The sequence below is a fragment of the Rhizobium sp. CG5 genome (assembly GCF_023701945.1).
Lineage (GTDB): Bacteria > Pseudomonadota > Alphaproteobacteria > Rhizobiales > Rhizobiaceae > Allorhizobium.
On sequence record NZ_JABAEF010000001.1, the window covers coordinates 418,860 to 445,677 of the forward strand.

Annotated in this window: 29 protein-coding genes and 1 tRNA gene; 16 read left to right on the top strand and 14 right to left on the bottom strand. The window is 62.4% G+C overall.

Going from position 1 to position 26,818, the window contains the following annotated elements; translation table 11 throughout:
* The first annotated feature begins 15 nt into the window (after positions 1-15).
* From HGO38_RS02090 to lpxB, 9 genes are all read left to right on the top strand, one after another.
* A complete protein-coding gene (locus HGO38_RS02090; protein ID WP_250954256.1) occupies positions 16-768 on the top strand; it encodes an isoprenyl transferase in 753 nt (250 codons plus the stop codon).
* Complete coding sequence (locus HGO38_RS02095; RefSeq protein ID WP_250954257.1) at positions 765-1,598, top strand: phosphatidate cytidylyltransferase; 834 nt, start codon at positions 765-767, stop codon at positions 1,596-1,598. The genes HGO38_RS02090 and HGO38_RS02095 overlap by 4 nt, the downstream gene beginning before the upstream one ends.
* Positions 1,599-1,639: 41 nt before the next feature.
* Entirely contained in the window at positions 1,640-2,761 is a 1,122-nt protein-coding gene (gene rseP, locus HGO38_RS02100) for an RIP metalloprotease RseP (RefSeq protein WP_250954504.1), read from the top strand.
* A 195-nt stretch (positions 2,762-2,956) separates the two neighbouring features.
* Positions 2,957-5,284 carry an outer membrane protein assembly factor BamA gene (gene bamA / locus HGO38_RS02105; RefSeq protein ID WP_250954258.1) on the top strand — a complete coding sequence of 776 codons (2,328 nt, stop codon included), beginning with the start codon at positions 2,957-2,959 and terminating at the stop codon, positions 5,282-5,284.
* A 50-nt stretch (positions 5,285-5,334) separates the two neighbouring features.
* Positions 5,335-6,396, top strand: coding sequence for a UDP-3-O-(3-hydroxymyristoyl)glucosamine N-acyltransferase (gene lpxD, locus HGO38_RS02110; RefSeq protein WP_250954259.1), 1,062 nt, complete (start codon positions 5,335-5,337; stop codon positions 6,394-6,396).
* On the top strand, positions 6,393-6,860 hold the full coding sequence (fabZ, locus tag HGO38_RS02115) for a 3-hydroxyacyl-ACP dehydratase FabZ (RefSeq protein ID WP_250954260.1): 468 nt from the start codon (positions 6,393-6,395) through the stop codon (positions 6,858-6,860). Before lpxD ends, fabZ begins: the two co-directional genes overlap by 4 nt.
* A complete protein-coding gene (gene lpxA, locus HGO38_RS02120; protein WP_250954261.1) occupies positions 6,857-7,672 on the top strand; it encodes an acyl-ACP--UDP-N-acetylglucosamine O-acyltransferase in 816 nt (271 codons plus the stop codon). Before fabZ ends, lpxA begins: the two co-directional genes overlap by 4 nt.
* A 4-nt stretch (positions 7,673-7,676) precedes the next feature.
* On the top strand, positions 7,677-8,555 hold the full coding sequence (locus tag HGO38_RS02125; protein WP_352230452.1) for an LpxI family protein: 879 nt from the start codon (positions 7,677-7,679) through the stop codon (positions 8,553-8,555).
* Positions 8,552-9,733, top strand: a complete 1,182-nt coding sequence (lpxB, locus tag HGO38_RS02130) for a lipid-A-disaccharide synthase (RefSeq protein WP_250954262.1) — start codon at positions 8,552-8,554, stop codon at positions 9,731-9,733. The genes HGO38_RS02125 and lpxB overlap by 4 nt, the downstream gene beginning before the upstream one ends.
* 14 nt (positions 9,734-9,747) lie before the next feature.
* On the opposite strand, the gene fghA is transcribed toward lpxB, so the two are convergent.
* The 9 genes from fghA to HGO38_RS02175 all read right to left on the bottom strand — a co-directional run bounded on the left by fghA (position 9,748) and on the right by HGO38_RS02175 (position 17,434).
* Complete coding sequence (gene fghA / locus HGO38_RS02135) at positions 9,748-10,581, bottom strand: S-formylglutathione hydrolase (protein WP_250954263.1); 834 nt, start codon at positions 10,579-10,581, stop codon at positions 9,748-9,750.
* Between the two features lie 64 nt (positions 10,582-10,645).
* Positions 10,646-11,305, bottom strand: a complete 660-nt coding sequence (locus HGO38_RS02140; protein WP_502941480.1) for a DUF1345 domain-containing protein — start codon at positions 11,303-11,305, stop codon at positions 10,646-10,648.
* A gap of 43 nt (positions 11,306-11,348) precedes the next feature.
* A complete protein-coding gene (locus HGO38_RS02145) occupies positions 11,349-11,789 on the bottom strand; it encodes a YaiI/YqxD family protein (RefSeq protein WP_168472876.1) in 441 nt (146 codons plus the stop codon).
* Positions 11,790-11,842: 53 nt separating this feature from the next.
* Entirely contained in the window at positions 11,843-12,241 is a 399-nt protein-coding gene (locus HGO38_RS02150) for a hypothetical protein (protein ID WP_250954264.1), read from the bottom strand.
* A 125-nt stretch (positions 12,242-12,366) separates the two neighbouring features.
* Positions 12,367-13,494: an S-(hydroxymethyl)glutathione dehydrogenase/class III alcohol dehydrogenase gene (locus HGO38_RS02155; protein ID WP_250954265.1), complete on the bottom strand. Its 1,128-nt coding sequence runs from the start codon at positions 13,492-13,494 to the stop codon at positions 12,367-12,369.
* 104 nt (positions 13,495-13,598) lie between these two features.
* Entirely contained in the window at positions 13,599-14,216 is a 618-nt protein-coding gene (locus HGO38_RS02160) for a GNAT family N-acetyltransferase (RefSeq protein ID WP_250954266.1), read from the bottom strand.
* 56 nt (positions 14,217-14,272) lie between these two features.
* Positions 14,273-15,544 carry a zinc metalloprotease gene (locus HGO38_RS02165; protein WP_250954267.1) on the bottom strand — a complete coding sequence of 424 codons (1,272 nt, stop codon included), beginning with the start codon at positions 15,542-15,544 and terminating at the stop codon, positions 14,273-14,275.
* A 138-nt stretch (positions 15,545-15,682) separates the two neighbouring features.
* Positions 15,683-16,390 (bottom strand): hypothetical protein, encoded by a 708-nt coding sequence (locus HGO38_RS02170; RefSeq protein WP_250954268.1) that lies wholly within the window; start codon positions 16,388-16,390, stop codon positions 15,683-15,685.
* A gap of 96 nt (positions 16,391-16,486) precedes the next feature.
* Positions 16,487-17,434, bottom strand: a complete 948-nt coding sequence (locus HGO38_RS02175; protein WP_250954269.1) for a DMT family transporter — start codon at positions 17,432-17,434, stop codon at positions 16,487-16,489.
* Between the two features lie 375 nt (positions 17,435-17,809).
* On the opposite strand from HGO38_RS02175, the gene HGO38_RS02180 reads away from it, so the two are divergent.
* Complete coding sequence (locus HGO38_RS02180; protein ID WP_250954270.1) at positions 17,810-18,223, top strand: helix-turn-helix domain-containing protein; 414 nt, start codon at positions 17,810-17,812, stop codon at positions 18,221-18,223.
* A gap of 3 nt (positions 18,224-18,226) precedes the next feature.
* On the opposite strand, the gene lipB is transcribed toward HGO38_RS02180, so the two are convergent.
* On the bottom strand, positions 18,227-18,949 hold the full coding sequence (gene lipB, locus HGO38_RS02185; RefSeq protein ID WP_250954271.1) for a lipoyl(octanoyl) transferase LipB: 723 nt from the start codon (positions 18,947-18,949) through the stop codon (positions 18,227-18,229).
* Between the two features lie 191 nt (positions 18,950-19,140).
* Between lipB and HGO38_RS02190 the strand changes: the two genes are divergently transcribed.
* Positions 19,141-19,225 (top strand) — tRNA-Leu (locus HGO38_RS02190).
* 54 nt (positions 19,226-19,279) lie between these two features.
* On the opposite strand, the gene HGO38_RS02195 is transcribed toward HGO38_RS02190, so the two are convergent.
* Positions 19,280-19,780, bottom strand: coding sequence for a peptide deformylase (locus HGO38_RS02195; protein ID WP_250954507.1), 501 nt, complete (start codon positions 19,778-19,780; stop codon positions 19,280-19,282).
* Positions 19,781-20,008: 228 nt separating this feature from the next.
* Between HGO38_RS02195 and mgtE the strand changes: the two genes are divergently transcribed.
* Both mgtE and HGO38_RS02205 read left to right on the top strand, forming a co-directional pair.
* Entirely contained in the window at positions 20,009-21,427 is a 1,419-nt protein-coding gene (mgtE, locus tag HGO38_RS02200; RefSeq protein WP_250954272.1) for a magnesium transporter, read from the top strand.
* A gap of 37 nt (positions 21,428-21,464) precedes the next feature.
* Positions 21,465-21,881, top strand: coding sequence for a MerR family transcriptional regulator (locus tag HGO38_RS02205; RefSeq protein ID WP_250954273.1), 417 nt, complete (start codon positions 21,465-21,467; stop codon positions 21,879-21,881).
* A gap of 28 nt (positions 21,882-21,909) precedes the next feature.
* On the opposite strand, the gene HGO38_RS02210 is transcribed toward HGO38_RS02205, so the two are convergent.
* From HGO38_RS02210 to HGO38_RS02220, 3 genes are all read right to left on the bottom strand, one after another.
* A complete protein-coding gene (locus tag HGO38_RS02210) occupies positions 21,910-22,386 on the bottom strand; it encodes a methyltransferase family protein (RefSeq protein ID WP_250954274.1) in 477 nt (158 codons plus the stop codon).
* A 12-nt stretch (positions 22,387-22,398) separates the two neighbouring features.
* The gene (locus tag HGO38_RS02215; RefSeq protein WP_250954275.1) at positions 22,399-23,367 is read right to left on the bottom strand and encodes a heparan-alpha-glucosaminide N-acetyltransferase; all 969 of its coding nucleotides are present in this window, start codon (positions 23,365-23,367) and stop codon (positions 22,399-22,401) included.
* A gap of 87 nt (positions 23,368-23,454) precedes the next feature.
* On the bottom strand, positions 23,455-24,147 hold the full coding sequence (locus tag HGO38_RS02220; protein ID WP_250954276.1) for a DUF599 domain-containing protein: 693 nt from the start codon (positions 24,145-24,147) through the stop codon (positions 23,455-23,457).
* A 22-nt stretch (positions 24,148-24,169) separates the two neighbouring features.
* Between HGO38_RS02220 and HGO38_RS02225 the strand changes: the two genes are divergently transcribed.
* The 3 genes from HGO38_RS02225 to HGO38_RS02235 all read left to right on the top strand — a co-directional run bounded on the left by HGO38_RS02225 (position 24,170) and on the right by HGO38_RS02235 (position 26,641).
* A complete protein-coding gene (locus HGO38_RS02225; RefSeq protein WP_250954277.1) occupies positions 24,170-24,556 on the top strand; it encodes a hypothetical protein in 387 nt (128 codons plus the stop codon).
* Between the two features lie 185 nt (positions 24,557-24,741).
* Entirely contained in the window at positions 24,742-26,142 is a 1,401-nt protein-coding gene (locus HGO38_RS02230) for an L-serine ammonia-lyase (protein WP_250954278.1), read from the top strand.
* A gap of 61 nt (positions 26,143-26,203) precedes the next feature.
* Positions 26,204-26,641, top strand: a complete 438-nt coding sequence (locus HGO38_RS02235; protein ID WP_250954279.1) for a DUF1489 family protein — start codon at positions 26,204-26,206, stop codon at positions 26,639-26,641.
* Positions 26,642-26,818 lie beyond the last annotated feature (177 nt).

Genomic DNA, 26,818 nt, shown 5'->3' on the forward strand with positions numbered 1-26,818 from the left:
TCGACCGGACCCAATATGAAGACACCTGACAGACAGAGCATACCCGAGCATGTCGCGATCATCATGGATGGCAACGGTCGTTGGGCAAACGAGCGTGGACAAAGCCGCACGGTTGGACATCGCAAGGGCGTGGAATCTGTTCGCACGGTCGTGCGGGCGGCCGGGGATGTCGGTGTCAAGTACCTGACGCTGTTTGCCTTCTCTTCGGAAAACTGGCGTCGCCCGGAAGCCGAGATCAACGATCTGTTCGGTTTGCTGAAAGCTTTCATCCGTCGCGACCTGGCCGAACTGCATGGCCAGAACGTCCGCATCAAGGTGATCGGCGACCGGGTGGCCCTGCGCAGCGACATTCTGCAGCTTCTGCTCGAAGCCGAGGAGACGACCAAGCACAATACCGCCTTGACCCTGGTGATCGCTTTCAACTACGGCGCACGCGACGAAATCGCCCGGGCCGTGGCGAGCCTGGCCCGTGACGTGGAGATCGGCCTTCTGAAGGCGTCGGCGATCGACAGCCAGATGATCGCCGATCGGCTGGATACCGCCGGAATGCCGGATCCCGACCTGATCATCCGCACCAGCGGCGAGGAGCGCCTTTCCAATTTCCTGCTCTGGCAGGCAGCTTATGCGGAACTGATGTTCGTGCCGGAATATTGGCCGGATTTCAGCCGCGAGCTGTTCTTTGCAGCCCTTGAGCGCTACGCCATGCGCAGCCGCCGGTTTGGCGGACTGTCGGCCGCGGCGGTCGCCATGAGGTCGCAACCGGCATGACGCGTGAACTCACGCTCCGCATCTATTCGTCCATCGTCATGATCGCGGTCGTGCTGTCGGCCACCTGGTTCGGCGGGTTGCCGTTTCGGGCGCTGGCCGCGCTGATCGGCCTGCTGATGTTTTATGAATGGTCGTCGATCACGCGCTCCTACGAGCAGAGCCCGCGCGGCAATGCCTGGGGCTGGCTGTCGATCGTGTCGATCTGTGCCAACCTGCTGTTCGGCGATCCGCAATTGACCGTGCCGTTGTTTTCCGGCCTGTTCCTGACCGCCTGCATACCGGCGCTGCTCGGCAAGTGGACGTGGTGGCAGCCTGGCGGAATTTTTTATGCGGGGCTGAGCGCCATCGCGCTCTCGGCCATTCGCGGCGAGGATGCGCTGGGATTTGCCGCCATGCTGTTCGTCTTTGCGATCGTCTGGGGCACCGATATCCTGGCCTATTTCGTCGGCCGGGCGATCGGCGGTCGCAAGCTTGCGCCGCGCATATCGCCGGGCAAGACTTGGTCCGGAGCCATCGGCGGAACGGTTGCCGGCGTCTGTGGCGGCCTGCTCGTCACCCTGTCCTACTTTCCGTCGATCGGATGGTGGATTGCGGCGGTTGCTCTGCTCCTGTCGATTTCGAGCCAGATCGGCGACCTTTTCGAATCCTTCGTGAAGCGCCGATTTGGGGTCAAGGATTCGAGCCATCTGATCCCCGGCCACGGGGGAATCATGGACCGCGTCGACGGGCTTGTTTTCGCCTGCTTTGCGGCGTTCTTTCTTGCTGTGCTGTTTTCCCTGTTCAGCGGCAGCCCGGTTGACTCAATCGGCGGCTTCCTGTTCGGCTTTTGAACCCGCGTTTCGGACCTTAGGATTGTGCGATGGATGGACTGATGGCTGTGTTCGGCTTCCTCACGGGCTATATCGTGCCCTTTGTCCTGGTCCTGTCGCTGCTGGTTTTTGTCCATGAAATGGGCCATTATCTGGTCGGCCGCTGGTCCGGTATCCGGATTTTGGCCTTTTCCATCGGATTCGGGCCTGAACTCGTCGGTTTCAACGATCGCCATGGCACGCGCTGGAAGCTGTCGGCCATTCCGCTCGGTGGCTATGTGCGCTTCTTCGGCGATGCCGATGCGGCCAGCAAGCCCGACGAGGCGGAACTCTCAAGCCTGACGCCGGAGGAGAAGGCACAGACCTTGTCCGGCGCAAAGCTGTGGAAAAGGGCGGCGACCGTGGCAGCCGGCCCGATTGCCAATTTTCTGCTGGCCATCGTGATTTTTTCGGTGATCTTCGCCATCTACGGTCGGCCGCTTGCCGATCCGGTGGTCGCCGAAGTGAAAGCCGATAGTGCGGCGGCGGCCGCCGGCGTCATGCCCGGCGACGTGCTGGTGGCGCTTGACGGCAAATCCGTGTCCACCTTCGACGATGTGGTTCGCTATGTCAGCGTGCGGCCGGAACTGCCGATCGTGGTCACCATCCGGCGCGCCGACATGACGCTCGACCTGCAGATGGTGCCGCGCCGCACCGAAATGACCGACCGTTTCGGCAACAAGATGGAAATCGGCCTGATCGGCATCGTCACCAACCAGCAGAGCGGCAATTTCCGTGTGGAAAAACTGACACCGCTGCAGTCGGTGGGCGAAGGCGCCCGCCAGACCTGGCACGTGGTCACCGGCACCTTCGATTATCTCTCCAATCTGCTGACCGGCCGGATGAACGCCGATCAGCTTGGCGGGCCGGTCCGGGTGGCGCAGGCATCGGGCCAGATGGCGACGCTCGGCATTGCCGCGCTGCTGCAACTGGCAGCGGTTCTCTCTGTATCGATCGGACTTTTAAACCTTATGCCGATTCCAGTGCTTGATGGCGGCCATCTTATCCTTTATGCGCTTGAGGCACTGCGCGGGAAACCGGTCAGTGCCAATGCGCAGGAAATCGCCTTCCGGATCGGTATGGCGATGATCCTGTCGCTGATGGTTTTTGCAACGTGGAATGATATTAGCAGGCTGATCGGGTAGGGCCTTCTTGCAAAGCCGGATAGGATTTGTTTACGATGTTTCAAGTTGATAGTGGCGATTGGGTCACGGGTTGAAACGAAGTAAACAGAAATTAACCGGCAGCCTTGCTTGTAGGGTAAAACCGGTTAAAACCACCAAAGGGCCGGAGTCGGTCTCCTGGACTGACGGACAACGGAAAAAAGGTTAGTAGTTCACATGAAGGCTGGTTCAAGATTTTTGAACGCGGTATCGGCGGTCGCGCTGTCTGCTGGTGTTGTATCTTCGGGCGCTGGCGTCCTGGTCCTCGGATCGGCGGTGGTGGCTCACGCGGCTGTCATCCAGCGTATCGATGTGCGCGGGGCGCAGCGGGTTGGCGTTGAAGCGGTTCGCTCCAACATCACCATTCAGCCGGGCAAGAGTTTCTCCAATACCGATATCGATGAATCCGTGAAGCGTCTCTACGCGACCGGCTTCTTCTCCGATGTCCGCATCTCGGTTTCCGGTGGCAGCCTGGTGGTTTCGGTTTCTGAAAACCAGCTGGTCAATCAGGTCGTGTTCAACGGCAACCGCAAGATCAAGGACGACAAGCTGGCCGCCGCCGTCCAGACCCAGCCGCTCGGTCCCTACAGCGATACGCTGGTCAATGCCGATATCGAGCGCATCCGCGATGCCTATCGGACGATCGGCCGCAGCGACATCGAAGTGACGACGCAGGTCGTGCCGGTTGGCGAAGGCCGCGTGAACCTGGCTTTCGTGATCAACGAAGGCGATCGCACCAAGATTTCGCAGATCAATTTCGTCGGTAACCAGGCCTATGGCGATGGTCGTCTGGCAGCCGTGCTGACCACCAAGAAGTCGAGCCCGCTGTCGTTCCTGACCCGCAAGGACGTTTATAACGAAGACAAGCTGCGCGCCGACGAAGAAGCGCTGCGCCAGTTCTACTACAATCACGGCTACGCCGATTTCCGGGTGATCTCGTCGGATGCGACGATGAACGAGGAAACCAACGAATACGCCATCACCATCACCGTCGATGAAGGTCAGCGCTACAAGTTCGGCAATGTGGCCGTCGAAAGCACGGTCGAGGGTATCGACGGCAAAGAGCTCGGCGGTCTGCTTGAGACCCGCGCCGGTGACACCTACAGCGCCCGCGACGTGCAGAAGTCGATCGAAGCGATCTCGCAGCGGGTTTCGGCGGCAGGTTATCCCTTTGCCCGCGTCGTGCCGCGCGGCGACCGCAATCTTGAGAACAACACGATCGGCGTCACCTACCTGGTTGACCAGGGTGATCGGGCCTATGTCGAGCGCATCGAAATTCGCGGCAACACCCGCACCCGCGATTATGTCATCCGTCGCGAGTTCGACATCAGCGAAGGCGATGCTTTTAACCAGGAAGTCATTTCCCGGGCCAAGCGTCGGCTTGAGGCTCTGGGCTATTTCACCTCGGTCAATATCGGCACGGCTGCCGGTAGCGCTCCCGACCGGGTTGTCATCGTCGTCAATGTCGAGGATCAGTCGACCGGTTCGTTCGGCATCGGTGCCGGCTATTCCGTTGGTGGCGATGGCCTGATGGTCGAAGCCTCTGTCGAGGAAAAGAACTTCCTCGGTCGCGGCCAGTTCATCCGCGTTGCCGCAGGCGCCGGCGACGAAGACAGCCAGACCTACAACTTCTCCTTCACCGAGCCGTATTTCCTCGGTTATCGTCTGGCGGCCGGTTTTGACCTGTTCAAGAGCAATACCAGCAGCAACGACTATTACGATTACGAAGAGCAGGGCGGCACGCTGCGCATCACCGCGCCGATCACCGAAGAGCTGGCGACGACGTTCCGCTATACCTACAAGGAACTGGACTACACGCTCGATGGCGATATCGACAATCTGTCGGCTCCCTATCAGGATCTCGTCAACCAGGGCTCCTTCACCCAGTCTGTGTTCGGTCATTCGATTGTCTATAATACGCTGGACGACCGTATCCTGGCGCGCGAAGGTGTCTATGCCACCTTCACCCATGAATTTGCGGGCCTCGGTGGTGATTCCGAGTTCTACAAGCTCTACGGCAAGGTCAAGTATTATCAGACGCTGTCTGACGAAGCCGATATCATCGGCTCGCTGTCGGGTAGCGCTGGCCATGTCATCGGCACGGGCGACAACCTGAACATCTTCGATCAGTTCATGATCGGCGGCAAGGAAATCCGCGGCTTTGAAAATGGCGGTATCGGTCCGCGCATGGCGAATGGCGATGCACTGGGCGGTACGACCTACTTCACCGCTTCGGCTGAGGCGAGCATGCCGATCCCGGGCGTTCCGCAGGACTTCAACCTGCGCGCCGCGTTCTTTGCGGATGCCGGTACGCTCTATGGCAACGACGTTGCCAATTCGGCCGGTGTTCAGGGCACCGACATGAGCCTGCGCGCTTCGGTCGGCGCCGGCATCATCTGGATCTCACCTTTCGGTCCGCTGCGCTTCGACTATGCTATTCCGGTTATGAAGGAAGACTTCGACGAAACGCAGGAATTCCGGTTCTCCATGGCCAATCAGTTCTGATCTCAGACATCTGAGCCTCAGGCAAGAAAACCGGTCTGGGACGATTGTTTATGGTGCATGATCATTTCTTCCCGCCCCATGAGGGGGTCAGCCTTTCAGCGCTGGCTTCCCATCTTGGGGCGGAACTTGTTGACGAGACCACCGGTGATCGCAGGATCCGCTCGGTTTCGCCCGTTCATCGGGCGAAGGATGGCGATCTCTGCTATATCCTGTCGCGCAAGAACCGCGGCGAACTGGCGACCTGCCAGGCCTCGGCCATTCTCTGCGATGCGTCGCTTCGCTCGCTGGTTCCCGACCACATCCCGGTCCTGTTGACGGCCCATCCGCATGCGGCCTTTGCGATTGCGGGCGCGCTTCTGCATCCGCTCGCCATGCGTCCGGTTGCCATCGTCGATGCCGTCTCCGACATCGCGCCGTCCGCTTTCGTCGATCCATCGGCGCGGCTGGAGCCGGGCGTGGTCATCGAGCCGCTGGCGGTGATCGGGGCGGATGTCGAGATCGGCACGGGCAGCCATATCGGGGCAGGGGCGATTATCGGACGCGGCGTCAGGATCGGCCGCGACTGCTCGATTGCCGCCGGTGCCAGTGTGCTGTCGTCGCTGATCGGCAATGGCGTGATCATTCATAACGGAGCCCGGATTGGCCAGGACGGTTTCGGCTATGCGCCGGGACCGCGCGGCATGCTGAAAATCGTGCAGATCGGCCGCGTCATCCTTCAGGACCATGTCGAGATCGGCGCCAATACCACGATCGACCGCGGCACCATGGATGACACTGTCATCGGCGAGGGCACCAAGATCGACAACCAGGTGCAGATTGCCCACAACGTGCGGATCGGCCGCCACTGTGCCATTGTCAGCCAGGTCGGCATTGCCGGCAGCACGGTGATCGGCGACGGCGTGCAGATCGGCGGGGCGACCGCTGTCAACGGCCATATCCAGATCGGCGCCGGCGTACAGATCGCCGCCATGAGCGGCGTCGTCGCCAGCATTCCGGCCGGCGAACGCTATGGCGGCATCCCGGCCCGTCCGATGAAAGACTTCCTGCGCGACATCGCTGAAATCGCCAGTCGCGCCGACAACCGCGCCAAAGCCAGAAGGGGGGATACATGACCGTCGAGCCAAAAGAAGCACTGGGTGCTGCCGACATTCTCGAGATCATGCGGCTCCTTCCCCATCGCTATCCCTTTCTGCTGGTCGATCGCATCATCGACATCGATGGCGACGATTCCGCCATCGGCATCAAGAATGTCACGGCCAACGAGCCGTGCTTCACGGGGCATTTCCCGGAACAGCCGATCATGCCGGGTGTGCTGCTTGTCGAGGGCATGGCCCAGACGGCAGGCGCCATCTGTGCCCGCAAGCAGGGCGACGGTGGCAACCTGGTCTATTTCATGACCATCGACAATGCCCGCTTCCGCAAGCCGGTGGTGCCCGGCGACCGGGTGGAGTATCATGTCACCAAGCAGAAACAGCGCGGCAATATCTGGAAGTTCCATTGTGACGCGAAGGTCGATGGTGTTCTGGTGGCCGAAGCGGATATCGGCGCGATGATCGCCAACAAGGACAAGAAATGAGTTCGATAGCGTCCAGCGCAAGAATTCACCCCCTTTCGGTGGTGGAAGACGGAGCCGTGATCGGCGAGAACGTGTCGATCGGCCCGTTCTGCCATGTCGGCCCGAAGGTGGAGCTGAAGGACGGCGTGACCCTCCTGTCGCATGTCGTGGTCACCGGCCGCACGGTGATCGGCAAGGGCTGCACGATGTTTCCCAATGCGGTCATCGGCGGCGATCCGCAGAGCATTCATCATGCTGGCGAAGAGACGACCTTGAGCGTCGGCGACCATTGCACGATGCGCGAAGGCGTGACGATGAACACCGGTACCACCGAGGGCGGTGGCAAGACGGTGGTCGGCAGCAACAACCTGTTTCTGGCCAATTCCCATGTCGCCCATGATTGCCAGCTCGGCAATCACATCATCCTGTCGAACAATGTCATGCTGGCCGGCCATGTGTCGATTGCCGATCGGGCCATTCTCGGCGGCGGCTGCGCCGTGCACCAGTTCACGCGCATCGGCCGCCAGGCCTTTATCGGCGGGCTGTCGGCCGTCAGCTACGATGTCATCCCCTATGGCATGCTGAACGGCAATCCGGGCCTGCTCGGCGGGTTGAACGTGGTCGGCATGACCCGGGCCGGCATCGAGCGCTCGGTCATTCACCAGGTGCGCCGGGTCTACAAGCATATTTTCGAAGAAGAAGGCGCGATCCGCGCCAAGGCGGCAGCCATTCGCGACGAGCATGCCGATTGCCCGCAGGCCATGGAAATCCTCGATTTCATCGCCGCCGACAGCGATCGCGCCCTGTCGTCGCCCTTCCGGGGCAAGAGCTAAGCGCGTGGCGGAGACGGCCGCCAGGCGAACGGGCCGGTTGGCGGTCATTGCCGGCAGCGGCATGCTGCCGGTCTTCGTGGCGGAGGCGGCCCGCGCGGCGGGCGAAAATCCGTTCGTCTTCCGGCTGAAGGACGAAGCCGACCAGCGCTTCGAGGCGTTCGACGGCGTGTCGATCGGCGTCGGCGATATGGCCGGACTGTCGGCCTTGCTGAAGGCCAAGGGGATTGGTCGGGTGGTGATGTCGGGCGGTGTCCGCCGGCGGCCGCATTTCGGCGAGATCCATGTCAACCTTCGCTCGATCCTGAAACTGCCATCGGCGCTGCGCACGCTGTTGGCCGGCGGTGACGATGCCGTCTTGACCATGGTCATCAAGCTGATCGAGGCGCAGGGCGTCGACGTGGTGGGGGCGCAGGAGATCGCGCCGGGCCTGCTGGCGACCACCGGGCCGCTGGGTGCGCATCGTCCGGGCGACGACGATCGGCGCGATATCCAGACCGCGGCAAAGGCGGCCGAGGTGCTGGGCCGTCTGGATGTCGGGCAGGGGGCGGTCAGCGTTGGCGGACGCATCGTCGCGCTGGAAGGGGTCGAGGGCACGGACCGCATGCTGAAGCGGGTGGCGGAGTTGCGCGCCGAGGGCCGGATATCCAGCCGCCGCAAGGGAGTTCTGGTCAAGCTGTGCAAGCCGCAGCAGGATGTCCGCGCCGATCTGCCGACCGTCGGTCTCTCGACCGTTGCCGAGGCGTCCCATGCCGGCCTGGCCGGCATTGCGGTGGAGTCCGGCCGGGCGCTGATCATCGAGCGCGAGGCCATGCTGGCGGCGGCCGATGAGGCCGGCCTGTTCGTGTGCGGCGTCGATCTTGGCCTACCGGGAGACCTGATGTGAGCGCCAGGGCCCTGAAGGTTGCCGTCATTGCCGGCGAAGTGTCGGGCGATCTGCTCGGGGCGGATCTGATCGTTGCGCTGAAGGTTCAATCCGGGCGGGATATCGAGCTGGTCGGTGTCGGCGGCGAGGCGCTGGAGGCGCAAGGGCTACGCTCGCTGTTCGATTTTTCCGAATTGTCGGTGATGGGCATCACCCAGGTGCTGGCGCGTCTGCCGCGCTTCATCCGGCTGATTGGCGAGACGGCCAGGGCCATCGTCGACGCCAAGCCAGACCTGCTGCTGATCGTCGACAGCCCGGATTTTACCCATCGGGTGGCGCGCAAGGTGCGGGCGGCCCTTCCGAATCTTGTGGTGGTCAATTACGTCTGCCCGAGCGTCTGGGCGTGGAAGGAATACCGCGCCAAGCAGATGCTCTCCTATGTCGACGAAGTCTTGGCCGTGCTGCCCTTCGAACCGGAGGCGATGCAGCGGCTTGGCGGGCCTGAAACCCATTTCGTCGGCCACCGGCTGACCACCGTGCCGCAATTGCTCGAGACGCGGGCCAAACGGGCGGCCAGAGGGGCGCCTGCGGCGGGTACGCCCAAGACCATCATGCTGCTGCCGGGGTCGCGCCGCGCCGAGATTTCATCGCTGCTGCCGGTCTTCGGTGAGGCCGTGCAGGATTTCGTCGCCCGCAATGGTGAAGCCCGCTTTGTGCTTCCCACCGTGCCGCGCCAGGAAAAGACCGTTCGGGAGATTGTCGCGGCCTGGCCGGTGAAGCCCGAGCTGTTGATCGGCGATGCCGCCAAGTGGCAGGGCTTTGCCGAGGCCGATGCGGCGCTGGCAGCATCCGGCACGGTGCTTCTGGAGCTGGCGCTGGCCGGCGTGCCGGTTGTCTCGGCCTACAAGACCGATTGGCTGATCAAGCTGCTCAATTTCAAGATCCGCATCTGGACGGCAGCTCTGCCCAACCTGATCGCCGATTATCCTGTGGTGCCGGAATATTTCAACGATTCGGTCCGGGCCGGCGCTCTGTCGCGTTGGCTGGACAGGCTGTCGTCCGACACGCTGCAGCGCCGCGCCATGCTGGAGGGCTTTGACCGCGTCTGGCAGACCCTGCAGACGCAAAACCCCTCCGGTGAGGAAGGGGCTCGGCTGGTTCTGGACCTGCTGCGGCGGAAGATGCCTGGGCTGGTCTGACGGTTGCGGCAGCTCTATCCCAGCCGCTCGGCATGCCATTTCAGATGGTCGTCCATGAAGGTCGAGATGAAGAAGTAGGAGTGGTCGTAGCGCTCGTGCAGGCGAAGCGTCAGGGCGATATCGGTGTCCTTGACCGCCTCTTCGAACAGCCAGGGCCGCAGGCCCGTATCCAAAAAGCTGTCGGCTCTGCCCTGGTCGATCAGGAATTCGGGGAAACGGGCACCATCCTTGACCAATGCACAGGCGTCATAGGGGCGCCATGCTGACGTGTCGGCGCCGAGATATTTTTCAAAGGCGTCCTGCGTCCAGTCGGCGGTGCTGGGCTCGACGATCGGTGCGAAGGCCGAGCAGCTCTTGAAGCGCTCGGGGTTCTTCAGCGCAATCGTCATGGCGCCATGGCCGCCCATGGAATGGCCGAAAATGCCCTGGCGCGCCATGTCGGCGCGGAACTGTTCGCCGATCAGGGCCGGCAGTTCCTCGGTGATATAGCTGTACATCCGGAAATGCTCAGACCACGGCTGCTCGGTGGCATCGAGATACATGCCGGCGCCCTTGCCCATTTTCCAGTTGGTGAGTTCGTCGGGCACGTCATTACCGCGCGGGCTGGTATCGGGGCAGACGATGATCAGCCCGAGCTCGGCGGCCATGCGGCGATACTCGCCCTTGTCCATGACATTGGCATGGGTGCAGGTGAGGCCCGAGAGATACCACAGCACCGGCCGCTTCTCGGCGATCGCCTGGGGCGGGACAAAGACCGCAAAGGTCATGTCGCACTGGCAGGTCTCGGAGGCGTGGGAGAAGACGCCCTGCATGCCGCCAAATGCGGTGTTCTGGGAAATGACATTCATCGGGATTTCCTTGTCGTGAAATTTGGGTCGTGAAATTCGGGTCTTGAAGCTTGGGGTGTTGAGGTCAGGCTGCCAGCGACACCGCGGCGTTGACGGCGGCGGCGATCAGCACGGTGTTGAAGAAATAGGAGACGGTGGCGTGCACCAGGTTGAGCTTGCGCATCGCCGTGGTGGTGATCTGCACGTCCGAGGTCTGGGCGGTCATGCCGATGACGAAGGAGAAGTAGACGAAATCGTAGCCCGACGGTTCCGGCGTGCCGGGAAATTCGAGCCCGCCGCGATGCTGTCGCTTGCCGTCTACCGGCTTGCCGACCGGCTTCCAGAACACATGGGCATAATGCATGGCCGCCATGGTATGGATGGCCAGCCAACCGAACAGCACCGAGCCGAAGGCCAGCAGCAGCTCGAACACACCGCCGGTCACATCTCGGTTCAGTGCCAGGAAGAGCGAGCCGATGGCGGCGACGATCGCCAGTGCGGTGGCAACGAAGATCATGAAGGCCGGCGCATCGGCCGCATCGGCGTGCACCTTCAGATAGGCCGGCGTCAACCGCTTGAGCCTTAACCAGGACAGCAGCAGGTAAACGGTGAAGAACAACAGCGCCGGGCCTTCGATGGCAATGTCGGGCGCCCAATAGGCAATCACCGGCACGGCCAGCAGCGCCAGTCCACCGGCGGCCATGAAGGAGCGGTAGCGGTGATCGAGAATCCAGTTCAGGGTCATGCTTTCACCCGGCATCGGCCATTCAGAGCCCGGACGGGCGCGGTCATTTCTTGACGCGGCGGCACAGCCTGTCAAGGGTTTCCAGGAAGGCGGAGCGGTCGCGCGGCGAAAAGGCGGCATTGTAGCCCTTGCTCTCGCCGGTCTCGCGCAAATGGGCGCCAAGGTCGCGCATGGCGGTTGCCATGCCGATATTGGCCTGATCAAAGACACGGCCGGTCGGGCCGGTGACCGATGCGCCGGCCCCGACGCAACGACCGGCCAGCGGCACATCGGCCGTCACGACGATGTCGCCCGGTCCGGCGCGCTCGGCGATCCAGTCATCGGCGGCATCGAAGCCACTGGAGACGATGACATTCTTCACCATCGGATCACGCGACGGGCGCAGGCCGGAATTGGCGACCAGGGTCACCTCCATGCCATGGCGCTCGGCGACTTTGAGGATTTCCGGTTTGACCGGGCAGGCGTCTGCGTCGACATAGATCACGGAGTCTCGTGCCTTCCTTGCTCGCGAACGCCTGCTCCTTTGCCTGACAAATGCTAGCGCGTCCAGTTCTCGGCGATCACCTTTTCCGAACCGCCATAGGTCCAGACACCCTGCCAGCTGCCGTCCGGCTGCTCGAAATACATGGCGATGCCGAAATTCTCCTTGGAGACATAGCCGACCGAGATGGCCGTGTCATCGTCGGACGCCGGACCCATTTCGAAACGGTCGCCGATGAATTTGGCGCCAAGGCCGGTTCCGACGAATTCATCGCCGGCAATCGTCCAGTAGACCGCATAGGTCTGTCCGGTGCGGACCACTTTCACGGTGCCGGTATATTCCTCGGTCGCATCCTCGTTGCTGCCGGTCACTTTGAAGGTGCCGGTCGGGTCGGCGAAGGCTGCCGCCGGAACCAGGATCAATGCGCATGCTGTCAAAAGTGCCCGTATGGACATAGGTCTACCCCCCTCAAGAATCGTTGAATGCCAACGGCGTTACATTAGCATCCGATCGACTGTCTGGGGCGCTGGCGCGGCCGATCCGGGCTGACTTTTACCGGGTCAACCGCGCCTTCGATCGATCAATAGATCACGACGCCGCGGATGCTTTCGCCCTTGTGCATCATGTCGAAACCCTTGTTGATGTCGTCGAGCGGCATGGTGTGGGTGATCATCGGGTCGATCTGGATCTTGCCGGCCATGTACCAGTCAACGATCTTCGGCACGTCGGTGCGGCCGCGGGCGCCGCCAAACGCCGTGCCCATCCAGTTGCGGCCGGTGACCAGCTGGAACGGACGGGTGGAGATTTCCTGGCCGGCGCCGGCCACCCCGATGATGATCGACTTGCCCCAGCCGCGATGGGAGGCTTCCAGCGCCTGGCGCATCACCTTGGTATTGCCGGTGCAGTCGAAGGTGTAGTCGGCGCCGCCGATCAGGTCGCCATTGCGCTTGGTCAGGTTGACGAGGTACGGCACGATGTCGTCGCCGACCTCCTTCGGATTGACGAAATGCGTCATGCCGAACTTTTCGCCCCATTCCTTGCGGTCATTGTTGATGTCGACGCCGATGATCATGTCGGCACCGGCCAGCCGCAGGCCCTGCAGCACGTTCAGCCCGATGCCGCCAAGCCCGAAGACGATGGCCGTCGCGCCGATCTCGACCTTGGCGGTGTTGATGACGGCACCGATGCCGGTGGTCACGCCGCAGCCGATATAGCAGATCTTGTCGAAGGGGGCGTCGGGGTTGACCTTGGCGACCGCAATTTCCGGCAGCACGGTGAAATTCGAAAAGGTCGAGCAGCCCATGTAATGGTGGATCTTGTCCTTGCCGATCGAGAACCGCGAGGTGCCATCCGGCATCAGGCCCTGGCCTTGCGTCGAGCGGATGGCGGTGCAGAGATTGGTCTTGCGGCTAAGGCAGGAATAGCACTCGCGGCATTCGGGCGTATAGAGCGGGATGACATGGTCGCCCTTCTTCACCGACGTCACGCCGGGGCCGATGTCGACGACGATGCCAGCGCCCTCATGGCCGAGAATGGCCGGAAACAGGCCTTCGGGGTCGGCACCCGACAGGGTGAAATCGTCGGTATGGCAGATGCCCGTCGCCTTGACCTCGATCAGCACCTCGCCGGCCCGCGGGCCTTCGAGTTGAACGGTCATGATTTCAAGTGGTTTTCCGGCCTGCACGGCAACGGCGGCGCGAACGTCCATGGTGCTTACTCCTCGATTGATGGGTTGGGGCGACTTTTGCACGGTGAGGCGTTCCGGCTCAACCCGGAAAACGGCCCGCCGATGTCGCAATCCGGCAGGGATGGTCAGGGCTCGATCAATGGCACATGCGGCGCCGCCTGGCGGGGCATCACACCTTTCAGGCGGGGATCGTCAATGACTTCGACCAGGGTGGCAAAGGGGACAAAGCCGGACCGGCAATAGAACGGCAAGGCGGCCTGCGAATCATGGGTGCAGGTATGCACCCAGAACCGCCGGATCGGCCGGCTCCAGGCCAGCTCGATCGCATGGCTCATCATCAGGCGTCCCGCACCCTTGCCGATGGCATCGGAGACCAGGCCGAAAAAGGCCAGTTCGCATTCGCCGTCGTGCCGGAAATCCAGCTCCAGCAGGCCGATTGCCCGGTTATCGTCCATCAAGCGGTATATCTCAACGCGCGGCTCAGCAAGGATCGCAGCGAGCCTGTCGTCGGCCATGACCAGTCGCGACACCCACATCCAGTTCTGGCCGACAGCGCGGAACAGCGCCCGATAATCGGCGAGGGTCGGCGCTTCCCAGCGGTGCAGGGACAGCGAGGCGGCGGCGGGAGGCGGCGCTTTCGCAGCCGGTCTTGCCAGCATCTCGAGACGCGTTTCGACATTGGCGATCTTGCCGGGCGGCACCGGCGAATAGCCGGGAAGGAGCGGGGGATTGCGATTTTCCATGAGCGATCTTGAAACAATCCAGGGCACGCCTGTCAAGCCGTGGATCCGTGTTGCCCTCAGCGGATCAGGTGATCGCAGGCATAGATGACGGCATAGGCGTGGATGGACACGGCCGCGTAGAGGCCGAAGCCGGCCATCAGCCGTTCCGGGTTGGTCATTTCGACGAGCTTGTGGCGCGGCTTGATGCCGACCGCGGCCATCAGGCTCATCAGGGTGAAAACCGACAGGGCGGCCAGCAGGGCGGTGGTCGGCACGCCGATTCGCCATCCGGTCCACAGGATGACCGCGGTGATGCCGAAACTGCCGGCCGCAAGCGCGCCGCGGCTTGGAAAGATCTGGCGCAGGACCTGGCCACCATCGAAACGGTACATCGGCAGCAGATTGAGCAGATTGAAAGCGCCGAGGATGAGCAGGAAGACCAGCAAGTGGCCGTCGACAGCCGGCGGCAGAAGGTGGACGCCGACGGATTGCTCGGCGGCAATCAGGATCGGGACCAGGAAGGCCGAGATGCCGGGTCCCATCAGGGCGCAGGTCGCGACCTCGAAATGGCTGTTATAGGGCCGTCCGCCGATCGCAATGCCGCCCAGCAGCGGCACGAAGACCATGCGTGTGCTGCGGTGACCGAAGGCGCGATAGGCAGTCATATGGCCGAGTTCATGCAGGATGATCACCACGGTCAGCATGGTCGAGATCATCAGCCCGTTGCGGGTCAGGCCGAAAAACGGCCAGAGCATCAGGGTGGAGGCGACCGCCAGCAGGACGGTGACGGCCGGATGTTCCAGCCAGCCGGTGCTTGCCCGCTGGCCGCTGTCGAGAAAGCGCTCCAGGGCGCCGATTTCGCGATACAGCGTCAGATAGCGGTAGAGGTAGAAGGCCATGCCGCGATAGTGGTCGGTCTGCGCGACGGTCAGGCGGGCGCCTTGGCCGGCCGGCGTCACGGTTCGGCGATCGCGAAACTCCTTCCAGAAGGCCATGTCGAGACTGCTGTCGGCGACGACCCGTGAATCGACCCGGTAGACGCCACCCTCCGGCTTTTCCTCGATATCGACGGCCAGGGTTCGTTTGATCGGCTGTCGGTGGCGATCCGGCTGGCGCAGGGATTGCTGTAGCCGGTCGGCGGAGGGGTTCGGCATGCGCTCTGCCGTGATCGAGGGGTGCCAGTCTGCGATACCGCCGGCCGGTCGGATGGCGTTCCACAGATCGAGCGGACTGGCCCGCATGGTGCGGGTGAGCGAAATGGTCCGCCGGCCGAGCGGGGCGGCCATCAGCAGCCAGAGCAAGCCGATATTGATCGCGAGCAATAATAGCGCCGGGGCCATCGTCTGCATTCCCATTCCTTCCGGACAGAGCCGGTTTCTGCTGGATGGAGCTTAGCAGGACCTGCCTATCGGGAAGGTTTCCAAGCGATGTTGCATTTTAGCAAAAATCAACAGGTGGGCCGGCTGGCGGGCCGGCCCGTCCTCGGCTCAAGCCGCGGCTTCGTCGAGCAGGAATGCGTCGCTGACCCGCAGCCAGCGTGACCGGACGGGCTCGACCGGTTGCGGTGCCAGCGTTCCGAGCGAGGCGGTGAAGGCGTGCCAGTCGGGATGGCTGCTGCCGTGAACGGCAGCCCGGTCGATGCGCTGGATGGCACTGGCCTGTTCCGGGCTCAGAGCACCAATGTCCGGGCCGCAGCCACCGCGCAGCACGCGAAGCACATAGTTAAGGTCGCCGGCCAGCATGCGTGCACCTCGATGGCCGCGGATGAGATGATAGGCGCCCATGCCGTTGCTCAGCGCCAGGCGCACCTGGTCAAGCGCCAGCACCGACAGGCTGGCCGGCACACGGGATGCAACCTCGATGATATGCAGCACGAGTTCCAGTTCCAGCGGCGAATTGATGACGCCATCGGTGGTGAACATCAGCCGGATCCAACCGGCATTGATGTCGTCGAGCGTGCCCTGGGGATAGCATTGATGGACGATGTAATGGGTGAGGGTCTCGACAAAAAAGGTCGACCACTCCTCGCATTTCTCAGGACAGGAATTGTTGAGCGCCAGCATGGTGACGACATCGACGGAAGTCTGGATGCCATACGGAAAGGTATATTTGCGCAGAAGTATGACGTCGTCGGCATTGAGCCTGTTTTTCCCGGCGATAACACATGCCGGAAAAGAGAGACGGAATTCGCTCATCTTTTATCCCCAGTTTCATCATGAAACTGGGCGTTTTTCTAGGTCAGAAATATTGCGATTTTGACAAGGAATGCGGTTGACGAACTCTACACGGCCTCAGTCGCTTTTTACGCTTCTGACGTGGTTCTGCTCGCGCCAGAGGATGAAAAGGCCGGAGCCGACAATGATTGCGATGCCCGACCATTTCGACAGGGTCGGGAAGTCGCCGAACAGGGCGTAACCCAGCACGGTTGCGGCGATGATCTCGAAATACTGGAACGGGGCCAGCACCGAGAGCGGCGCCATGCGGAAGGCCCGCACCACCAGCAGGTGGATATAGCCGGAGATTGAGCCGAGCAGCAGCAGCAGCGCCAGGCCAAGGCCTGAGGCCGGCAGCGACATCTCAAAATCGCCGCTGCCAAAGCTGCTGCCGGCCATCAGCGCCAGCCCCATGAAGGCCGTGCCGCCAAGGCCTGCCATGGTCTGCATGGTCATCGGCGTATCGGCTTCGCCAAGCGCCCGGTTGAGGAACATGTAGAGCGCGAACAGGAAGGCGCAGGCAACCGGCAGCAGCGCCGTCCAGCCGAAGATGGCATAACTCGGCTGGATGACGATCATCGCGCCGCCGAAGCCGACCAGGATGGCAAGCCAGCGTCGCCAGCCGACGCGATCACCGAGGAAAAGCGCCGACAGCGCGGTCAGGATGAAGGGTTCGACGAAATAGATGGCGAAGACGTCGGCCAGCGGCATGTATTTGACGGCGGCGAAAAACATCAGGCTGGCGGCGCCATGCAGCGCGCCGCGCAACAGGTTCAGCCCCGGCCGGCGGGCAGAAAAGGCCTGTCGCCCCTGCAGCAGGACGAGGACGGGTAGGGTGCAGACCAGCTGAAAGAAGAAACGATAGAAGGTGATCTGGCCCGGCGACATGCCTTCGACATTCGCCATGTATTTGGCAATCGCATCCATGCCCGGCAGAACCAGCATGCAGCCCGCCATCAGCGCCATGCCGCGCAGCGGATTTGACGCCGTGGGATGGGGGGACGTGCTGAGCTTGGGATCGGACATCGAGTCGGGCTTTCGTGAAAAACCTATCAAGCACGCGGTTCGATGCAGTTCAAGAACACTCGACGGATGTCGTGATCGACATCCAGCACGCGCTTCCGGTCGCCTGTCCTATGGGCATTTGCCGCTAGTGCACCTGGAGTTCTGCCGAAGTTTTCATCGTAAGTCGCATGAAAGCGCGGTTTTCGGCGCTTTCGGGGTGGCCCATCCCGTCCCATGTTCCTATGATAGGGCTCTGCCGAATGACCGGCCGGACCATTCCGGGACCGTCCGAAGCGCCATCGCTTCTTTCGTCCCGGTCGATGATCAACGCTATGCGCCTTGCGATCCGGTGTCCGTTACCGGGCACCGACCCCGCGCCAAGCAGAGGAGAGCATCATGGCTCTACGACATAACAGCGCCCTTATTCCCGATGCCAGCGACGATACGCTTGGCGGACGTCTCTCGGCGGCCCGCGACGCGGTCGGCATTGACCTGAACACGCTCGCCAACCGGCTCGGCGTCAAGGATGAGACCCTGCATGCCTGGGAATCCGACCGATCCGAGCCGCGGCCGTCGCGCCTCGTCAATCTGGCCGGCATTCTCGGCGTTTCACCGATGTGGCTGATGACCGGCAATGGCGAGGGGCCGGCGGAGAGTGACGGGCAATTGCCGGTCGAGGCCATGCGCCACCAACTGCTGCGGCTCAACGAATTGCATCAGGAGACCGGCCGGCTGATGACGGTGCTGTCCAGGCAGATCGAACGGTTCGAGACCGAACGTGGCAACGGGGCCTTCAGCAGCCGGGCCTGATCCTCACGGGCGCGGTGCGTCCGCCGTTGCGCCAAAGACCTGCTCGAAGGCGTCCCGCAGCCGCATGTCGACATCGGCCATCATGACCGGCAGGCCGAGATCGACCAGGCTGGTGACGCCATAGGCCGAGATGCCGCATGGCACGATGCCGCCGTAATGGCTGAGATCCGGATCGACATTGAGCGACAGGCCGTGGAAGCTGACCCAGCGGCGCAGGCGAATGCCAAGGGCGGCGATCTTGTCCTCGGCCATGCTGCCATCCGGCAGCAGGGGCTTTTCGGGACGGCGCACCCAGACGCCGACCCGATCCTCGCGCCGCTCGCCGCGCACGTTCATCAGGTCGAGCGTGCGGATGATGACGTCTTCGAGGGCCGCCACATAGGCGCGCACATCAGGGCGGCGGCGCTTGAGGTCGAGCATGACATAGGCGATGCGCTGGCCGGGACCATGATAGGTGTATTCGCCGCCGCGGCCGGTCGCAAACACCGGAAAACGGTCGATGTCGATCAGGCCGTCCGGCTTGGCGCTGGTGCCGCCGGTATAGAGCGGCGGATGCTCCAGCAGCCAGACCAGTTCATCGGCGCTGCCGTCCGCAATGGCGGCCACTTCCGCCTCCATCTCCGCGACCGCCGTCTCGTAAGGAACGAGGCCTTCGGAGATTCGCCACCGGACCGGCGGCGAGCCGGGTATGGGCAGCATTTCGGTCTGAATATCGGTGCGCAGCATGGTCATGACTTCCTTTGTCTCTAATTGGCAAGAAAGCCGAGACACTTCAAGTGCGGCGGTTTGCAACGTGTTCGCAGCGGCCCCGATCGGCGGGTCGGCGAATTATCAAAAATCTGTCATGGTGGCCTTGTGCACCCCAATCGCTTTTGCTACATGCAGCCCCGCCGGAGCAGTTCGGCATCTACCACGATGCGGTCGTGGCGGAATTGGTAGACGCGCAGCGTTGAGGTCGCTGTGGGGCAACCCGTGGAAGTTCGAGTCTTCTCGACCGCACCAGATAAACCCGCTTCGGCGGGTTTTTTCGTTTTCGGGATGCTGCAGATTTTCGCTTCAAGCGCCCTGCCGCTGCGACTTTTCCCATTTGCGCACCAGCCGGTCGCGCTTCAGCTTGGACAGGCGCTTCAGCCAGAACATGCCGTCGAGCTGATCCACCTCGTGCTGCATGCAGATCGCCGCAAAATCCTCCATCCGCTCTTCGATCGCCTGTCCATCGAGGTCCTGATAGCGCACGGTGATCGCCTTGGGACGGGTGACGGTCTCGGTGGCACCGGGCATGGAGATGCTGCCCTCGGTATGGCTCATCAGGTCGGGCGAAAACCAGGTGATGTCGGGATTGACATAGGTTCGCCGGCCGCCCAGTTCGGGCAAATCGAGCACCACCAGCCGTGAGGCTATGCCGATATGGGCGGCAGTGATGCCGACGCCCGGTGCGGCACGCAGCGTGTCGTAAAGATCATCGGCGAGATCGCGCAGCGCCTGGTCAAAACTTGTCATCGCTATGCAGGGACGGCTCAGGGCGGCATCGGGAAAATAGACGATCTGGCGCTTCATCGCGATGCCTTTCGGGGGTGGCCCGCCTTGCTGCATGGGTCTTGCTTTGCCGGCTGGCCACCATTGCTGGACCTGATAGGACGAATGGGGTAGCAGGGGCATGTCGGCATTTGCAATAGCGTCACTCAAAGACGCTAGAGGATTGTTGACAATGGGCTTTCAGGCGCCATTCTCCAACTCGGCCGATCAGTCCCTGCGGCTGTCGGGTTCATCAAGGCGGGAGCGGAAATGACCAATATCGGCGATGATATCCGCCTGCGCGCCGCCCCTGATGACCGTCAGGCCGACATCTATGGCGAAGACGGCTCGATCCGCTCCGATTTTCTGGCCATGGTGGGGGCCGCAATCGCCGACCGCGATGTGCTGTTCCTGCGCCAGAGCGTGGCGCGCCTGCACGAATCGGAAATGGGTGACCTGATCGAATCGATCCAGCCCGAGCAGCGCTATGCGCTGGTGCGGCTGCTCGGCGATGATTTCGACATGACGGCGCTGACGGAAGTCGACGAGACGATCCGCCTGCAGATCGTCGAGCAGATGTCGAATGCGCAGATCGCCGCGGCGATCGGCGATCTTGATTCGGACGATGCCGTCTACATTCTCGAAGACCTCGACCATGCCGACCGGGAAGAAATCCTGGCGCAATTGCCGTTTACCGAACGGGTGCGGCTGCGCCGGGCGCTCGACTATCCGGAAAGCTCGGCCGGCCGGCGCATGCAGACCGAATTCGTCGCCGTGCCGCCATTCTGGACGGTCGGCCAGACGATCGACTACATGCGCGACGAGGAGGGCCTGCCGGAGACGTTCACGCAGATCTTCGTCATCGATCCGACCTTCAAGCTGCTCGGCACCATCGATCTCGACCGCATTCTGCGCGCCAAGCGGCAGGTGAAGATCGAGACCATCATGCGCGAAACCAATCACCCGATCCCGGCCGAGATGGACCAGGAAGAGGCGGCGCAGGTGTTCGAGCAATACGACTTGCTGTCGGCGGCCGTGGTCGACGAGAACGGCCGGCTGGTCGGCGTGCTGACGATCGACGACGTCGTCGACGTGATCCAGGAAGAAGCCGAGGAAGACCTGATGCGCCTCGGCGGCGTCGGCGATGAAGAACTGTCGGACAGCGTGCGCGAGACCTCACGGTCGCGCGTGCCGTGGCTGCTGGTCAATCTGGTGACGGCCTTTTTGTCGGCCTCCGTCATTTCTATGTTCGAGGCCACCATCGAGGAGGTCGTTGCCCTGGCCATCCTGATGCCGATCGTCGCCGGGATGGGCGGCAATGCCGGATCGCAGACCATGACGGTGACCGTGCGGGCCCTGGCGACCCGCAATCTCGACATCCACAATGCCTGGCGCGTCGCCCGGCGCGAGGCGGGCGTCGGGCTGATCAACGGCGTGCTGATCGGCACCCTGGTCGGCACGGTTGCGGGCTTCTGGTTCCAGGATTACCATATCGGCGGTCTGATCGCGACGGCGATGCTGATCAACATGTTTGCCGCCGCCATGGCCGGCATTCTCATTCCGCTGCTGCTCGACCGGGCAGGGGCCGATCCGGCGGTGTCCTCGGCGGTTTTCGTGACCGCGATCACCGATACGACCGGATTTTTCAGCTTCCTGGGACTTGCCACCTGGTGGTTCATGTCCGGCTGAGGGGCAAAAAATTGACTTTTACGTAACAGTCAATATTATGAGCGTTCAATACGGAAACGGAACGCTTGTGACGAAATTTTTCAGCATTACAGAATTGACACGCGAGTTCGGAGTGTCGACCCGCACGCTTCGTTTTTACGAGGACGAGGGTCTGATCCATCCCGAACGCCGCGGTCGTACGCGCCTCTACAGGGCCGCAGATCGACGGCTGATCCAGGAAATCCTGCGCGGCCGGCGCATCGGCTTCACGATCGCCGAAATCCGCGAAGTGATTCATGTCTACAAGGAGCCGCCCGGCGAGATCGGCCAGCTGAAGCTGCTGATGAAGCGAATCGACGAGAAGCGCGAAGAACTGCGGCAGAAACGCAAGGATATCGACGAGACTCTGGCCGAACTCGACCATGTGGAGGAAGCCTGCCTGACCCGGCTGGTGGAAATCGGCGTCGGAACCTGAGGTCCGATCGGCAGGTCACGCCGAGGGGTCAGACCCAGCGCCGGGTTCGCCGGCAATAGCGTTCGAAATCGACGCCGAAGCGGGCGAGCAGGTGCATTTCCTCGCAGCGGATCGCCAGAAGCGTCGTGGCGATCGCTGCGGCCGGTGCTGCGATAAAGAACCAGGGATTACTGGTCAGAAGGCCAAGGGCGATCATCATCAAGGTATAGCCGAGATAGATCGGGTTGCGGGTGAACCGAAAGGGTCCGCTGGTCACCAGCCGGCAGGCGCAGCGGTGCGGCATGACGGTGGTGTGGAACAGCATCAGGGTACGCACCGCCCAGATGTCGAGCGCTAAGGCGAAGCTGGCGGTCAGTCCACCCACGATCCAGGGCAGGGGTCCGGTCATCGTCGTCGCCGGCATTCGCCCGACCAAGTGGTCAAGCAGAATGGCGGCCAGGAAGGCGGCCCCGTAGAGCACGGGTGGCCAGGGGAAGTTCAGAGGCCTCAGGCGATAGGCGTTCATCGATATGTCCGATCATTGGCTTGCTGCTGTGCATTCGCGCGCGATCTTCAATATCCTTTCATCGTGCTCCGCCTGGATTGCGCCAGACTGGAGCGGTTCGAACAGCTGCGCCTGCTGCAGGCTGGTTAGGGTGCAGCCGCAGAAACGGGTGCAGACCGCGGCCTCGGAGCCCTGCGCCGCGCAGGAGGCCTCGCAACTGCGCATGTAGCCGGCCAGCGGGTCCGGCGGCGGCGGTGGCGCCAGCAGGCTGGCCAGATAGACCAGCGCGATCAGCACCGGCTGGTGCAGCAGATAGACGAGAAGGCTGTGCCGGCCGGCCAGGCGCAGTAGGCCCGGCCCCTTCGGCAAGGCCGCCAGCGCGTCGAGCCAGCCGAACCGCCTTGCGATCCGCATCGCGGCAAGTCCCAGCAGCACGGGCGCAAACCATGGCAGCAACGGCACGTAGTCGTTGGAGCGCGGCAGGTTTTCCGACAGGCCGAGCCACCAGAACCACGGCGCGTCGAAGATCGGCGAATGAAGATAGATCGGCACGACGATGCTGACGACCGCAGCCAGCACGGCAAAGACGATCGGCAATCGCAGGAAGGGCAGCGCCAGCAGGCTGGTCAGGGCAATGCAGTGCAGGATGCCGAAGAAGATCATGCCCTGCGGCATGGCAATGGCCGTGGCAACCGTAATGGCGGCCGCGGCTCCGGCGACCACGGCAAAGCGCTTGCCGAACGAGCGCCAGCGAATGGCCGGCTCGTGGGCAAGCGCCAGACTGGCGCCGGCCAGAAACAGGAAAGTGCCGGCAATTAGCCGGGCATAGATCTTCCACCAGCCATGGGTGGCGGTGCCGGGTTCGATATAACCGAAGAATTCCAGATCCCAGGTGAAGTGGTAGGAGGCCATGGCGATCAGCGCCAGCCCGCGGGCCGCATCCAACAGGCCGATCCGCGGGGTGGGCGTGGCGGTAGTCGGCAAGAGCGAGGGACTGGACACGGGAAAATTCCTATCGGGTCTGGTTGAGCCTTGAATGGGCGGCCTGGATCAACGGCAACCCCGCCAAACCGCTCAATCGCGGCCTTTTCATGACCTGTCGGTCTCCATGACGGCCAGGCGGGCTTCGGAGAAGAACTGCCGGCGGACCAGCACGAAAAACACGAAGAGCGTCGACACCATGAAAACCGGGGCGCTGACGAACCAGCCGAGATAGCCGATCGACAGGAAGATCGCTCGAAGGCCGGCATTGAAATGTTTGGCGGCGATGATGTTCATCTGCACGACGGTTTCGACGGCTCGCTCGGCCGCCTGCGGATCGCGGCGCGCCTCCTCCATCATCGGCATGGCGCCGAACAGGATGGTGCAATAGTTGAACAGGCGGTAGGACCAGCCGAATTTGAAGAAGGAATAGCCGAAAATGGCGATCAGGCCGCAGACCTTGAGTTCAAAGGCGGCTCGGCCACCCTGGGCGAAGAAGGGCAGGTCACGGAACACGGCATCGACCTGTTCGGTGGCCCCCAGCATGGCAAAGCAGCCGCCGATCGCAAAAATCGAGGTCGAGGCGAAGAAGGCCGTGCCGTTTTGAAGGCCGGCCAGGATCTGCGTGTCGATCATCTTGAGGTCGCGGTTCAATGAATTGCGGAACCATTCGCGGCGCCGCTCGGCCATGGCCTGGGTCAGGCTGACACGCGGAAAGATGCGCGCGCCACCGGTCACCCAGGAAAACAGCAGCCAGAGGCAGGCAAATAGCGCGAGGGCGGCGAGGTCCAACAGGGTCATAGGCGAATCCGAGCTTGCGGCGATGCCGGCATTGTTAGATTCGCCGGAGCCTGTGGACAACTGTTTTAACGAAAGGAAACGCATTGGTCGAAATTGCGGCACATCTTATGCGGCGCTTTGTTCAAAAAAGTCCGGTAAGTTGCTGAAAGACAAGTGTTCCATGCGCTTGTCACATGGCTGTCATGTCTTCACCGCCACCTTTCTGCCGTTTTTGCAGTTGCGAAGAGCCTCGAATTTTAATAGATCAGGGGAAGCGAAGGGCGGTCGGGGGATAGCCTTTCGCCAAGAGTTGAACATCGGAGATATCATGGAAGATAGCATCCAGAAGTCTTGCTGGGGTGTCACATTGCGCGCCCTGGCAGGATTTGTCGGTATTTTGGCCATCGCCTATCTGTTTGGAAAAATCTGACACCTGACACTGGTACAATCCTGATTGGCAGCGTGGCCCGAAAGAGCCACGCTGCTTTTTTATTGGGGCGGATGTGAGCGTGTCGCATGGATGAAAGCGAATGTCGGTGGGTCACCGGGTTCGAATCCTGTGATAGCTTAGCTTCATGGCCAAGGTTCAGGGCTCCACGCAAAGGCGCGATTTCAATGTTTCTTTCGGTTTTCGATGTCTTCAAGATCGGCGTAGGCCCGTCGAGTTCCCATACGATGGGGCCGATGTCGGCGGGCAAGCGGTTTCTCGACCTCATCCTGTCCGATGAATGGCCGCGCCCGGCCGGTGCTGCCGTCGCCTCGCTCAAGGTCAGCCTGCATGGCTCGCTGGCCTATACCGGCATCGGTCACGGCACCGATCGCGCGGTGATTATCGGCCTGACCGGCGGCACGCCGGACCGGGTCGATCCCGATCAGATGGATACGCTGATCGCCGAGGTCTCGGTCAGCGGCACGGTCTGTCCGCCCGGCCATCCGGTCTATCGGTTCCATCCGGGCGAAGACCTGATCTTCGACAAGAAGACGCCCCTGCCGGGTCATGCCAACGGCATGCGCTTTTCCGCCTTCGATCGTGACGGCAGGCTGCTCTTGACCACCGTCTATTACTCGATCGGCGGCGGGTTCGTCGTGACGGATACCGAACTTTCGGCGATGCAGAAGAACAAGAAGGCGGCGTCGTCCATCAAGGTGCCTTACCCCTTTGCCACGGCGCGGCAGATGCTCGACATGGCGCAGGCCTCCGGCCTGTCGATCGCCCAGATGAAGCGCGCCAATGAAGAGGCGACGATGACGGGCGAGGCGCTCGATGCCGGTCTCGACGGCATCTGGGATGCCATGAGCGGCTGCATCGACCGTGGCCTGCGCCATGACGGCACGCTTCCGGGCGGCCTGAACGTGCGGCGCCGGGCGCGCTCCATCCACGACCAGCTGCAGGAGGAATGGCGCAGCAATCGCGCCAATCCGCTGCTCGCCAATGACTGGCTGTCGGTCTACGCCATGGCGGTCAACGAGGAAAATGCCGGCGGTGGCCGGGTCGTGACCGCGCCGACCAATGGGGCGGCCGGGGTCATCCCGGCGACGATCCGCTATTACCTGCATTTTCATCCCGATGCCGACCAGGATGGCATCCGCGACTATCTTCTGACTGCCGCGGCTGTCGGCGGGCTGATCAAGCACAATGCCTCGATCTCCGGTGCCGAAGTCGGCTGCCAGGGTGAGGTAGGGTCGGCGGCTGCCATGGCGGCGGCTGGACTTGCGGCCGTCATGGGTGGTTCGCCGGAGCAGATCGAGAATGCGGCCGAGATTGCGCTCGAGCATCACCTGGGCATGACCTGCGATCCGGTCGGCGGGCTTGTGCAGGTTCCCTGCATCGAGCGCAATGCGCTGGGCGCGGTCAAGGCGGTCACCGCGGCGTCCCTGGCGCTGAAGGGCGACGGCCAGCATTTCGTGCCGCTGGACGCCTGTATCGAGACCATGCGCCAGACCGGTAACGATATGAGCGAGAAATACAAGGAGACCTCGCTCGGCGGTCTGGCCGTGAACGTGGTCGAATGCTGAGGCCTGTGAACCGTCTGCGCCAAGGCTTGACCCTGGTCGCCAAACGACCGACATAGGCGGCATGGCTTTGCATCTCATCAAACTCTGCGTCGGCGCGGACTCGATCGACGATCTCCGGGAATGGGTCGCCGAACGGTCCCTGACGGCGATGGCTGCCGGTCTGGAACCCCATAGTTCGCATGTCACCCGCATGGCGCCGAAGCGGGCGGCGGAACTGCTGGATGGCGGCTCGCTCTACTGGATCATCAAGGGCCAGGTCGCGGCGCGTCAGAAACTGCTCGACCTGTCGATCTTCACCGGCGGCGATGGCATCTCCCGATGCGAGCTGATTCTCGGACCCGAGGTCATCGAAACCGTGCCTGCGCCGCGGCGCCCGTTCCAGGGCTGGCGCTATCTCGATGCGGCCTCGGCGCCGCGTGATCTGTCCGAGGCCGGTAGCGATCTCGGCTCCATGCCCGAGGATCTCAAGCGGGAACTGGCGGAGCTTGGCCTGCTTTAAAACAGGGACCCGTCAATACAATTCGTGTTGAATATCATTTATTTGTCAGGAAAAGTTTATCCTGTTTGGAAGCGCTCTGGCTGTGGCATAGGCATGAACCAGCTGGGCGGCCTTGGCACTGACCGCTTCGTCTTTGCCTCGGACGGCATCCAGGCGTTGGCATCCCGGATGCCGTTT